Genomic DNA, 12,609 nt, shown 5'->3' on the forward strand with positions numbered 1-12,609 from the left:
TTCTATTGAGCGCCGCTCATGAAAATAGGGGAGTGGGGAGGCAAATCAGTCCGTTTCGACGGAGACGGCGGCGTTGTATAACTCGTTCCGGGAAAGCCCTGTGGCGTCCGACACCTGCCGGACTGCGTCTTTCATCCGCGCGCCCTGCGCTTTCAAAGCGAGAACTTGCGTTACGCCCTCGTCCAGCGTGACCTCTGCCTCTGCTTTCGGTTCCGCGCCGGCCAGCACCAAAACGTATTCCCCCCGGGGGGCGTTCTCCCGGTAATAATCGGCGGCTTCGCCCAGTGTACAGCGCATCGTCTCCTCGTGGAGTTTTGTCAGCTCCCGGCACAGGGCGATTCTGCGTTCCGGGCCGAAGGCGGCGCAAAGATCGTCCAGCGTGTTCCAGAGTTTATGGGGCGCTTCGTGAAAGAGCATGGTGCGCCGCTCGTTTTGCAGGGAGACAAGATGCTCCCGCCGCTCTTTTTTATTGGTGGAGAGAAAGCCCTCAAAGGTGAAGCGGCCTGTGGGCAGTCCGCTGACTGCCAAGGCGTTTACCGCCGCGCAGCAGCCGGGAATGGACAGAACCTCCACGCCGTTTTCCGCACACAGCCGCACAAGATCCTCTCCGGGATCGGAGACGGCGGGGGTTCCCGCGTCTGTCACCAGTGCGCAGCTTTCGCCCGCCAGCAGGCGGCCCAGCACGGACTGTCCGGCGGAGACATGATTGTGTTCGTGATAGCTCACCAAGGGCCGTTTGATGTTGTAATGGTTCAGCAGCTTGACGGAGACTCGGGTGTCCTCGGCGGCAATAAAATCCACCGATTCCAACGTTTCCACTGCCCGGGGGGAAAAGTCGCCCAGATTCCCAATGGGTGTGGCGACCAGATACAGCGTTCCGCTCATGGCGTTTTCTCCTTTGTTCGGAAATAGGCGGCATTCATCTCCGCCGTGTCTGCGCCCGTCTCATCGACCAGACGCAAAGGCGGCTCCACCGCAAGACCGGGCTTTCCGCCCCGGCGCGCCTCCAGCAATACAAGGGACGGCGCGCATCCCGGACGGGCCTCGACCATGCGCAGTCGCTTTGGCTCCAATCCGTTTTCCCGCAGGGCGCACACAAGATCGCACAGCCGCTCCGGCCGGTGAACCAGACAAAAGTCTCCGCCCCAGCGAAGCAGATATGCCGCCGCGCGGCACACGTCGGAAAGGGTGCAGTCCGTTTCGCTGCGGGCCGTGCGCCGGACAGCGTCCGGCGCGGATTTGCCGCTGCCGGAAGGAAAGTAGGGCGGATTGGAGACACACAGGCCAAAGCGCCCGCTGCCCAGCAGCGTCCGAATGTCCCGCAGATCGCCTTGCAGCGTAACGAGCCGATCCGTCAGGGCATTTTCCTCTGCTGTCCGGTCAGCCAACGCTGCCGCAGGGCCTTGCAGTTCCACACCCGTGACATGCAAATCCCGCTGCCGCTGGAGCAGCAGCAGGCCCAAAAGTCCCGTTCCGCTTCCCAGATCGCATACCCGCAGACCGGGCCGCAGCCGGGGAAAACTGCCCAGCAGAAAGGAATCCGTCCCGGGTTTATGGGCGGTTTCATCCCAGCAGAACCGAAGGCCGCCGGGACAGAGGGTATCCCAATGTTCCATAGCGTTCCTCCTTTTTCGCGGCAGTTGGGTTTTCAGACCTTATTATATGGCAAAAACGCCGTTTCCGCAAGGAAATCCCCAATCTAAGACGGGGCATAATAAAAGTGCCGCAGGAGTTCCTGCGGCACTTTTATGTACGTGTTTCCTTATTCTGCGGGAACGATTGCGCCGTTGGGGCAAGTATCGCAGCAAGAACCGCAGTCCAAGCAAGCAGAAGCGTCGATGACATAGGCATCATCGCCCTGGCTGATAGCACCGGCGGGGCAGACGTCCGCGCAGGAGCCGCAGCTTACGCAGGCAGAAGTAATTTTGTAAGCCATGGGAAAGCACCTCCATAAAAATTAGTGAATTCATTGTAACACACGTTAAAAAAAAAGCAAGCAGTTTCACAAAAATTATATAGGAAATTCAGTGAGTTTGTTGCGTATAACTCGGTTTTTTGTCACTTTTGAAGCGCATTTGCCCGCGTTTACAAATTGTTTTCAAATTGGTCAAAGAAAGTCAAAAAATACCCCTTGACATTTGATCGAACCGTGCTATACTACGTGTCAGAACGAAGGTTAAAGAAAGTCAAAGTCAAAACACGAACAACAGAAAGGGGTGGGCAGATATGGGGATTTCCGATTTGATCGCCAGCTTCCTGCAAGAGAGCTTGGACGAGTCCGACGGAGGCGTGCTGGAGGTTCAGCGGAGCGATCTGGCCCAGCGGTTCAACTGCGTGCCCAGTCAGATCAACTATGTGATGAATACCCGTTTTTCCCCCGAGCACGGCTACATTGTGGAGAGCCGCCGGGGCGGCAACGGATACATCCGGATTACCCGGGTGCGGATGGACCGTCAAACGCTTTTGATGCACGTCATCAATTCCGTGGGCGGTGGGCTGGACCTTCCGTCCGCCAGAGCCATCCTGAGCAATCTGGTGTCCTCTGGGGCACTGGATGAGAGCGTGGGCGAGACGATGCTGATCTGCATGGGAGACAGGGCGCTGGGAACCGTGCCGCGAGACGCGCGGGACGCCGTCCGGGCCGAGCTGATGAAGCAGGTCCTGATCCACCAGATGGGGTAAGTTTCCCGGCGCGCGAGGCAGCGCGTATACCAATTGTTTTTAATATTTATATTGTCTTTAAGGAGGAACCGATCATGAAATGTGAGAATTGTGGAAAGAATGAAGTAAACTTCGTTTATCAGAGCAACATCAACGGACACGTTGAGGAAAAGCACCTTTGCAGCGCCTGCGCTGAAAAGCTGGGGTATATGCAGGCCGTGGCGGCGCAGAGCCGCAAAATGATGCGCGGATTTTTCGGCAGCGGATTGCTGGATGATTTTTTCAGCCCCCGGTCTGCCCTTTTGGGCGGGTCCTTCTTTGGGGAGAACCTGTTCGACGATTTCTTCCAGCAGATGCCCGCACTGGGCACCGCCGTGGAAGAAGTGCAGGAGCCTCAGGAAAAGCCGCTGGTGGAGGAGAAGGAGCGCAGCCGCTTTGCCAGAATGCGCCAGCTGAATGCCCTGCGTTTGGAGCAGAAAGCCGCCGTGCTGCGGGAGGACTTTGAAAAAGCGGCCCAGATCCGGGATCAGATCCGGGAGATGGAGCAGCAAAAGAAACCCGAGGTTAAGGAACAGGAGCATCCTCAGACAGAGTAAACCAACGATGCCCCCTTTTGAAAGGAGCGAGAGTTATGAATGAAGCAAAGTTCAGCCCCAGAGCCGAAGAGGCTCTGCGGCTGGGACAGGAGTCGGCAGGGGAGCTGGGCCACGGATACGTGGGAACCGAGCACCTTTTGCTGGGCTTAATCAGAGAGCCGGACGGCGCGGCCCACGGCGTTTTGGAAACCGCCGGACTGACGGACGGCATGATCGTTGAGATCATCAAAAAGAGCGTGGGGGCGGGCCTTCCCGGCGGCAATCCCGCGCAGGGCCTGACTCCCCGGGCCAAGCGGGTGGTGGAGCTGGCCGTGGAGGATGCGTCCAGAGGCGGATACAGCTTCGTAGGCACTGCCCACCTGCTGGCGGGCCTTCTGCGGGAGGGCAACAACATGGCCGTCCGCATTCTGCGCACCGCCGGCGTGGATGCAAAGCAGCTTTACACAGCCCTGATGCAGAAGCTGAACGAGACGCCCCGGGCGGAGAATCCGGGTGTTTCCCGCCCTGCCAACGCCAGTCGGGACGACAGTCGGGACAAGACCCTGCGGGAGTTTACCCGGGATCTGACTGCCGATGCCCGCGCGGGCAAGCTGGACCCGGTGATCGGCCGGGATACAGAAATTCAGCGGGTAATCCAGATTCTCTCCCGCCGGACGAAAAACAACCCCGTCCTGATTGGCGAGCCCGGTGTGGGAAAGACCGCCATCGCGGAGGGGCTGGCCAGAAAAATTGCCATGGGTGATGTGCCCGACGAACTGCTGGACAAGCGCATCCTCTCCATGGACCTCTCCGGCATGGTGGCCGGAACCAAGTACCGGGGCGAATTTGAGGAGCGCATCAAAAAGGCGCTGGACGAGGTGAAGCGGGACGGCGATGTGATTTTGTTCATCGATGAGCTGCACACCATCGTGGGCGCGGGCAGCGCTGAGGGAGCCGTGGACGCCGCCAATATCATCAAGCCGGCTTTGGGCCGGGGCGAGATTCGGTGCCTTGGCGCCACCACGCTGAACGAATATCGGCAGTATATTGAAAAAGACGCGGCTCTTGAGCGCCGTTTCCAGCCCGTCCAAGTGGGCGAGCCAAGCCAGAAGGCGGCGCTGGAGATTTTAAAGGGCCTGCGCAGACGTTATGAGCAGCACCATAAGCTCCGTATTACCGACGAGGCATTGTCTGCCGCGGTGGAACTGTCCTCCCGGTATATCAACGACCGCTTTCTGCCCGACAAGGCAATCGATCTGATGGACGAGGCATCTTCCCGGGTTCGTATGGAAGAGGAAGAGCCGTCTCCGGAGCTGAAAAGTCTGGAGGAAAAAATCGCAGCGCTGCAAAAAGACAAGAACGCGGCCGTGGCGGCGCAGGACTATGAAAAGGCCGCGCAGCTGCGCGACATTGAAAAGAACTATCAAGAGCAGGTGGAGCAGGAGCGGGACAAGCGCCGCAAGCACAACTCCACGCACCGCCCTGTCACAGAGGAGGACATTGCCGCCGTGGTGGCGGACTGGACGGGCGTTCCCGTCACCCGACTCACTGAGGACGAGGGGAAGCGTCTGCTGCACATGGAGGACCAGCTCCATGACCGGGTGGTTGGCCAAAACGAGGCTGTTGCGGCGGTGGCAAAAGCTATCCGCCGGGGACGGGTGGGTCTGAAAGACCCCAAGCGGCCCATCGGTTCGTTCCTGTTTCTGGGGCCCACGGGCGTGGGCAAGACCGAACTTTGCAAGGCGCTGGCGCAGTCCATGTTCGGCGACGAAAGCGCCATGATCCGCATCGATATGTCCGAGTATATGGAGCGGCACACCGTTTCCCGGCTGATCGGCTCTCCGCCCGGCTATGTGGGCCATGAAGAGGGCGGACAGCTGACGGAAAAAGTCCGCCGCAAGCCTTATTCCGTGGTGCTGTTCGACGAGATCGAAAAGGCCAACGAGGATGTGTGGAACGTCCTGCTGCAAATCTTGGAGGATGGGCGCATCACGGACTCTCAGGGCCGCACGGTGGACTTTAAGAACACCGTGATCGTCATGACGAGTAACGTGGGCGCAAGCAGCATCACCTCCGCCGGAAGCCGTCTGGGCTTTGACAGCGGCGCGGTGGTGACGGATGAGACGGGCGCCTATGAGAAGGGCAAGGAGCTGGTGATGGATGAGCTGCGCCGCACCTTCCGTCCCGAGTTCTTGAACCGGATCGACGATATTATTGTGTTCCATCGCCTGACGCAGGACGACATCACGGAGATCGCCCGCCGGATGCTGAAGGCCACTGAAAAGCGCATGGCCGCTATGGGTGTGACCTTGGAGGCGGACGACGCGGCGGTTGCGGAGCTGGCAAGGGAGGGCTTTGACCCCAAATACGGTGCGCGCCCCCTGCGCCGGGCCATTCAGAGCAAGGTGGAGGACGCTGTGGCAGAGCAGATGCTCAGCGGCGGACTGAAGTCCGGCGACACGGCCCATCTCACCTTTGCCGATGAAAAACTCTGCGTGAGCAAATAACAAAAACCGCCCACAGTCCGATCAGGACGGTGGGCGGTTTTCTTCTGGCTCTGCGCAGCGGAGCGGTCGATAAGCGAAATGCCCTGCCGCTTTTCTGCGCAGCAGGGCAGAAAAAAGCCTCCGAAATCATTCCGGAGGCTTTCTCTGTTCGTAATTGAAGAACGTTTTATCCCTGCACGGGCTGTTGCTCAGTCGCGCCCACAAGAGGTTCCTGCGTAATCCCGTCTGCCGACTGGGCGCCGCCGCCCTGTGCGGCGGGGGTTTCCGCTTCTGCGGCAGGGGCCGTCTCCGGCAAAACAGTTTCCGCGGTTTTGCCCTCTGCGGTCACCTTGCCGCCGGCGAGAATACTGCCCTCGCTCCCAGTGGTGTAGGTGATGGTGATCCGGTCGCCCACGTTTAGGATGACCGCCAGCGGATTTTCGGCGGCACTGACGGCGTAGAAGGTGTCCGCGCCCTCCAGCCGCAGGAAGTAGTAGCTGTTGCCATCCATCACCGCCGTGCGGATTTCCGCGATAGCGCCTGTGGTTTCCTCCTGATCAGAGGGGACCACGTCCGTCTCGTTCTCCTTAATCAGGCCGCTGTCCGCCAGTGCGGTGCGGTAGTTCACCTCGCACTCCGCCAGCGTGGACCCGGTGGCCACGATTTGGTACTGCTGGACATTGACCATGGCATACATTTTCACCAGACCGTCCGCGCCCTTTAGAGACATGAAGTACGTGGGCTGGTCGGCGATGTTCAAAAGCAGGGGGAAGGTGGCCATATAGTTCATCTGCTGAACCTTACTCTGGGCAGAACCACGGGCGGAGTTTTCCGTGGCGCCGGCCACAGAGTAGAAATGAGTCTCCTTGGTCCGCTGATTGCTCAGAAGGAATCCGATATTGGACTCGTCGGAGGTGACGGAAGTGACGCCGGTGTACATATACACGTCGTCACCGATGGCAATATAGTTATAGCCGTCGGTGGACTTTGTCACATCCCGCTGACCGAAAATGGAATTGAGGAAGCCGTTGTGATAGCTGCCGTAAAAATCATACTGCTGCATGATGAGGTCGCTGTTGTACACCCGGTCCACCCAAGCGGGAACCTCTTCATAGTATTCGCTTTCTCCGGTGATGGCGTTTACCAGTACCGCGCCCTTGATATCCGTTCCGCCGAAAAGACCGATGGTCTTCACGATACGGGAACAGACCCAATAGGGCGTACCCTCTTCATCAATCTCAAACACCGGCGTGTCAAACATCATGGTGGGATAGCCGAACCGAAGGTGACGATAGAGATTGCGGTTGAAGTGTTCCGCTACGGTATACTTCATGCCCTCTTTCAGCCGGACGACCTCGGCCTCCTGCGTCACCATGTCGATGATGAGGTAAGCGGGAAGACCGTTGGCCCGGTTGGTAAACCACTTGATGATATCGCCATAGGCCAGAGAGGTGACCCGCACGGGCCGGCCCTGATAATTGATCTGGGTGTAGGTATCCAGAATCTCAAACTGGGACACCATGTCCGCCAGCTCGCCCAGCTTCCGGTTGCCCAGCAGCACGGCGGAGTCCGCATCCAGCATGGGAATCTGGTCGTAGGAGATCTCGTCCACCTCTTGGGTAAAGTTTCCGGTTTGAATGGGCAGCAGCTCGCTGTATGCCTTTGCCCGAATGACCACCCAGCCGGTAAGGGACCCTACCGCCGTTACAATAATCATGGCAATGACAAGAGACAGGGGAATGGTGCACTGCTTTTTCACAAAGTGGAAATACCCCTTTGCTCCGTCCCCCTGAAAGCCGGAGGTGATGATCGCACAGACACAGTAGACCGCGCACAGCAGGAACAGGAAAATATAGACGTCCTGACTCTGAAAGTTCAGCGCGGGCAGCTCCACATAGAAGTAAATCGCGCCGAAGACCAGCGTCACCAGCAAATTGATCAGCACCCGGGTAAACCCGTTGCCGATGGCTTTGCGGGGCTTGCGCTCCTTGTGGGGCCGCGGGGGATTAGGCGGGGTCGGAGGTGTCGCCCCGTTCCCGCCGCCGCCGAAACCGCCGGTTCCGTTGGTGGGATCAAAATTGCTGCCTGGGGTAAAATTAATGTGAAAAGGCATTGCCGCAGAGTCCTCCTTTAAAGTTGTGCACTAAATTCGTGAACATTTTGTATGTATTGTATGCTAAATATATGAACAAATCAACCATTTCCATTTTCCGTCGCGTCAGAAGGCCGGACGGACGTAGGGCTACTGCCTGTGCCGAAGCGGACAAGGAGAAAAAACACCGTCATCTGGTAGTGGGTGAACTGGAGCGAAATTTTGCTTAAAAGCCAAGCTTTCTATAAAATTGTACGATTTATACAAAATATTCTGTGGAAATTTTGAACCTCTCCTACTTTTGCACTTTATTTGTGTCTTGTCTTTCTTGCAAAATCCTTATATAATGGTTGTGTTCAATCATTTAGGCAATCGTTTACTGAACTTCCCTGCCTTAGGGCAATTATAAAACGGAGGAGAAACACATGGCAAAAAAATATGTCTATAAGTTTTCCGAGGGCAATAAGGACATGCGCGAACTGCTGGGCGGCAAGGGTGCAAACCTGGCCGAAATGACTCTGGCAGGCATGCCGGTTCCTCAGGGCTTCACCATCACCACCGAGGCCTGCACCCAGTATTATACCGATGGCAAGCAGATCAATGCCGACATTCAGGCGGAGATCGCTCAGTGCATGACTTGGCTGGAAGGCGAGAACGGCAAGAAGTTCGGCGATTCTAGCGACCCCCTGCTGGTTTCCGTCCGTTCCGGCGCACGGGCCTCCATGCCCGGCATGATGGATACCATCCTGAACCTGGGCCTGAACGATGTGGCTGTGGAGGGCTTTGCCGCCAAGACCGGTAACCCCCGCTTTGCTTACGATTCCTATCGCCGGTTCATCCAGATGTTCTCCGACGTGGTCATGGAGCTGAGCAAGAAGCGCTTCGAGGAGATTATCGACGAGGTCAAGGCCAAGAAGGGCGTGACGCAGGACCTCGATCTGGATGCGGACGACATGAAGCAGCTGTCCATCCGGTTCAAGGAGTTCTATAAGAAGGAAAAGGGCGAGGACTTCCCGCAGGATCCCAAGGTCCAGCTGATGGAGGCCGTAAAAGCCGTGTTCCGTTCTTGGGACAATCCCCGCGCCAACGTCTATCGCCGCATGAACGAGATTCCCTATGACTGGGGCACCGCCGTGAACGTTCAGTCCATGGTCTTCGGCAACACCGGCAATAACTCCGGCACCGGTGTGGCGTTTACCCGCAATCCCGCCACCGGCGAAAAGGCTCTGTTCGGCGAATACCTCATCAACGCACAGGGCGAAGACGTGGTCGCCGGCGTTCGGACTCCCTCTCCCATCAGCAAGCTGAAGGAAGAGATGCCCGAGGTCTACACCCAGTTTGCTGAGATTGCGAACCGGCTGGAAGCCCACTACAAGGACATGCAGGACATGGAGTTTACCATTCAGGATCGCAAGCTCTATATGCTCCAGACCCGCAACGGCAAGCGCACCGCCGCCGCCGCGCTGAAGGTGGCTGTGGATCTGGTGGACGAGGGAATGATTTCCGAGAAGGAAGCCGTTCTGCGCGTGGAGCCTAAGCAGCTGGATGCACTGCTGCATCCCCAGTTTGACGCGGCGGCTCTGAAGAAGGCCGAAGTCATTGGCAAGGGCCTGGCCGCCTCTCCCGGCGCCGCCTGCGGCCGTGTGGTCTTCTCCGCTGAGGAAGCCAAGGAGTGGCACGAGCGCGGCGAGAAGGTTATTCTGGTCCGTTTGGAGACTTCTCCCGAGGATATCGAGGGCATGCAGGTTGCGCAGGGCATTCTGACCGTTCGCGGCGGCATGACCTCTCACGCTGCCGTGGTGGCCCGCGGCATGGGCACCTGCTGCGTTTCCGGCTGCGGCGAGATCGTGGTGAACTACGAGAAGAAGCAGTTTGAGCTGGCCGGCAAGACCTATCGTGAAGGCGACTGGATTTCTCTGGACGGCTCCACCGGCAATATCTACGGCGAGGCTGTGGGCACGGTTCCCGCAGACGTTGGTTCCGGCTACTTTGGCCGTCTGATGGGCTGGGCCGACCAGTACCGTCAGCTGGAGGTCTACACCAACGCCGACACCCCGAAGGATGCCGCTCAGGCCCGCAAGTTTGGCGCGGAGGGCATTGGCCTTTGCCGCACCGAGCACATGTTCTTTGAGGGCGAGCGCATTAAGGCCATGCGCGAGATGATCGTGGCTGAGAGCGAGTCCGAGCGCCGCAAGGCGCTGGCAAAGCTCCTGCCTTATCAGCAGGGCGACTTTGAGGGCATTTATGAGGCCATGGAGGGCTGCCCCGTGGTCATCCGCTTCCTCGATCCCCCTCTGCATGAGTTCCTGCCCACCAAGGAGGCCGACATTCAGGAGATCGCCGGCGAGTTGAACATCACCGTCGAGAAGCTGAAGAATGTCATCGCAAGCCTGCATGAGTTCAACCCCATGATGGGCCACCGTGGCTGCCGTCTGGCGGTCAGCTATCCCGAGATCGCCGAGATGCAGACCACCGCTGTGATCAACGCTGCTATCGCCGTCACCAAGAAGGGCGTTTACAAGATCAGCCCCAACATCATGATCCCCCTCACCGGCGAGGTGAAGGAGCTGAAGTACGTCCGCGATATCGTGACCTCCACCGCTGATAAGATCATCAAGGATGCCGGAATCGACATGACGTACGAAGTGGGCACCATGATCGAAATTCCCCGCGCTGCGCTTACCGCCGACGAGATTGCCAAGGAGGCTGACTTCTTCTCCTTCGGCACCAACGACCTGACTCAGATGACCTTCGGCTTCAGCCGCGACGACGCGGGCAAGTTCCTCAACTCTTATTATGAGAAGAAGATCTATGAGTCCGATCCGTTTGCGCATCTGGATCAGACCGGCGTGGGCAAGCTGGTGGAGATGGCTGTGACTCTGGGCCGCAAGACTCGTCCCAACATCCATCTAGGCATCTGCGGCGAGCACGGCGGCGACCCCACCTCTGTGGAGTTCTGCCACGGTGTGGGTCTGGACTATGTTTCCTGCTCTCCCTTCCGTGTGCCCATCGCGCGCCTTGCCGCCGCTCAGGCTGCTATCAAGGCTCCCCGTGCGAAGTAATTGACCCAAGCACACTGAGTATTTAAGTATCTAAGCGTTTCAGGCGCACCGCTCATAGAGCGGTGCGCCTGTTTTTTAGGAAGGGTTGGGTCTTGGACAAGGCGATGTGTCAACACTACCCCAAAACAGGGGAATGAGTTTATAAAAGAACACTCTATTAAAAAATCCGGCTGCAAATCCCGCAGCCGGATTTTATTAATATTTTACGCGTCTTCGTCCAGCCGCATCATCAGCACGAACGCCGCGGCCTGAAATACCGCCGCCGCCAGAATGGCGCGCTGAGGAAAGTACCCGCACAGCACACCGCTCAACGCCGCCCCTGCAATAAAGAAGAGAATCACGCCGTAATAGCATCCGCTTTTTTCCGCCGCCTTCCGATCCCCGGTTGTGATTTGGCGGTAAAGAGCCTCTGTTCCGCTGCGCAGGTTTCCGGTACACATGGTGGAGGCAAAAGCGTTGCCCCGGACCTTGCGAAACGTTTCCACCTGAAGGGCGCAGACAAATGCCACCAGCACGTTTACCACAGAATCCAGCTCCCCCAGCGGCACAAAAGAGGCGGCTGCCAAGATCACAATCTCCATGCCCAAGGTAACATGACGCCAGTGGAGCCGCCCCGCCTTATCGCGGCGGCGGCTCTTGATCCACTCCGCTGCCAAAATGCCAAGGGCAAACGCCACAATCGGCGCAAGGTAGCGCAGCGCCGTGCCCCATTCCTGACGGGCGAGGTGCACGCCCAGCAGCACAATGTTTCCTGTTTCCGCATTGGCAAACACCCCGCCGCGGCAAAGATAGGTGTAAGCGTCCAGAAACCCTCCGGCCAGCGCAAGCAGCGCCGCCACCAAGAAGCTCTCTGAACGCTGGAGCTTTTGTGCGTTCAAAATAAAATCTCCTCTGTTTTAAAATCACTCCGCGTATCCGCCCGAAAGTGCCGGCATCCAGAAAGGATGCCGGCACCGTAGACGGTACGTAATTTTCTCAGTTCCCCGTGGAGATAAAGGGCCGAATCGTGGCCGCCACATTGCTGATGGGCATGGTCTGAAGATAGATTTTGCCCGGGCCGGTGACCACTGTGTTGAAAAGCCCCTCGCCGCCAAACAGCGCGTTCTTCACGCCCGGTACCGTCTGAATGTCCATGGAGCAGGTGGCGTCCATTGCCGCCAGATACCCGGTGTCCACCACAATGGACTGACCCGGCGCCAAATCATACTCCATCACATGACCGTCAAATTCCGTGAAGGCGATGCCGCTGCCGGACAGCCGCTGCATGATAAAGCCCTCGCCGCCGAAAAAGCCGCTGCCCAGTTTTTTCTGGAAAAACACAGAGAGCTGAACGCCGGATTCACTGGCCAAAAAGCTGGATTTTTGGACAACCAGTTCCCGACCCGGCCTGATGTCAAAGGCCCGGATATCACCGGGGAAGCTGGACGCAAAGGCAATCATGCCCGGTCCGCCCTGTGCGGTGTAACGGTTTTGGAACAGGGCCTCGCCCGCGAACATACGGCCCAAAGCCTTGCCGATTCCACCGTTGGAGGTGGTTTCCATTTTCATGTTGGGGCTCATCCAGCTCATGCTGCCCCGCTCGGTCACCATGTTCTCACCGGCGTTGAGCTGGCAGACCACAACGGGAAGGGGCTGACCTTCGATTTTATATTCCATGCTTCTCTCTCCTTTTTCGGGGTTTACCCCGTTTTTGTTCATTATAAAGGGAGTAATTCCCACTGTCAATTTTATTC

Annotated in this window: 10 protein-coding genes; 4 read left to right on the forward strand and 6 right to left on the reverse strand. The window is 57.9% G+C overall.

Annotated elements, in window-relative coordinates; genetic code table 11:
• Positions 1–45 precede the first annotated feature (45 nt).
• From rsmI to fdxA, 3 genes are all read right to left on the reverse strand, one after another.
• Positions 46–885, reverse strand: coding sequence for a 16S rRNA (cytidine(1402)-2'-O)-methyltransferase (rsmI, locus tag ON16_RS07105; protein ID WP_040660674.1), 840 nt, complete (start codon positions 883–885; stop codon positions 46–48).
• Positions 882–1,616: a tRNA1(Val) (adenine(37)-N6)-methyltransferase gene (locus tag ON16_RS07110; protein WP_040660676.1), complete on the reverse strand. Its 735-nt coding sequence runs from the start codon at positions 1,614–1,616 to the stop codon at positions 882–884. The genes rsmI and ON16_RS07110 overlap by 4 nt, the downstream gene beginning before the upstream one ends.
• Positions 1,617–1,762: 146 nt before the next feature.
• Positions 1,763–1,936, reverse strand: coding sequence for a 4Fe-4S ferredoxin (gene fdxA, locus ON16_RS07115; RefSeq protein ID WP_040660678.1), 174 nt, complete (start codon positions 1,934–1,936; stop codon positions 1,763–1,765).
• A gap of 290 nt (positions 1,937–2,226) precedes the next feature.
• Between fdxA and ON16_RS07120 the strand changes: the two genes are divergently transcribed.
• From ON16_RS07120 to ON16_RS07130, 3 genes are all read left to right on the forward strand, one after another.
• Positions 2,227–2,682, forward strand: coding sequence for a CtsR family transcriptional regulator (locus tag ON16_RS07120; protein ID WP_040660680.1), 456 nt, complete (start codon positions 2,227–2,229; stop codon positions 2,680–2,682).
• A 74-nt stretch (positions 2,683–2,756) separates the two neighbouring features.
• Positions 2,757–3,257, forward strand: coding sequence for a UvrB/UvrC motif-containing protein (locus ON16_RS07125; protein ID WP_040660683.1), 501 nt, complete (start codon positions 2,757–2,759; stop codon positions 3,255–3,257).
• Between the two features lie 35 nt (positions 3,258–3,292).
• Positions 3,293–5,743, forward strand: coding sequence for an ATP-dependent Clp protease ATP-binding subunit (locus ON16_RS07130; RefSeq protein WP_040660685.1), 2,451 nt, complete (start codon positions 3,293–3,295; stop codon positions 5,741–5,743).
• A gap of 166 nt (positions 5,744–5,909) precedes the next feature.
• Here ON16_RS07130 and ON16_RS07135 read toward each other — a convergent pair whose 3' ends face one another.
• Positions 5,910–7,835: a hypothetical protein gene (locus ON16_RS07135; protein ID WP_040660686.1), complete on the reverse strand. Its 1,926-nt coding sequence runs from the start codon at positions 7,833–7,835 to the stop codon at positions 5,910–5,912.
• Between the two features lie 404 nt (positions 7,836–8,239).
• On the opposite strand from ON16_RS07135, the gene ppdK reads away from it, so the two are divergent.
• Complete coding sequence (gene ppdK, locus ON16_RS07140) at positions 8,240–10,876, forward strand: pyruvate, phosphate dikinase (RefSeq protein ID WP_040660688.1); 2,637 nt, start codon at positions 8,240–8,242, stop codon at positions 10,874–10,876.
• Positions 10,877–11,079: 203 nt separating this feature from the next.
• On the opposite strand, the gene ON16_RS07145 is transcribed toward ppdK, so the two are convergent.
• A complete protein-coding gene (locus ON16_RS07145) occupies positions 11,080–11,754 on the reverse strand; it encodes a YoaK family protein (protein WP_040660690.1) in 675 nt (224 codons plus the stop codon).
• Positions 11,755–11,851: 97 nt separating this feature from the next.
• Positions 11,852–12,532: a TIGR00266 family protein gene (locus tag ON16_RS07150; RefSeq protein ID WP_040660692.1), complete on the reverse strand. Its 681-nt coding sequence runs from the start codon at positions 12,530–12,532 to the stop codon at positions 11,852–11,854.
• Positions 12,533–12,609: the final 77 nt, after the last annotated feature.

The organism is Oscillibacter ruminantium GH1 (genome assembly GCF_000307265.1).
Lineage (GTDB): Bacteria > Bacillota > Clostridia > Oscillospirales > Oscillospiraceae > Oscillibacter > Oscillibacter ruminantium.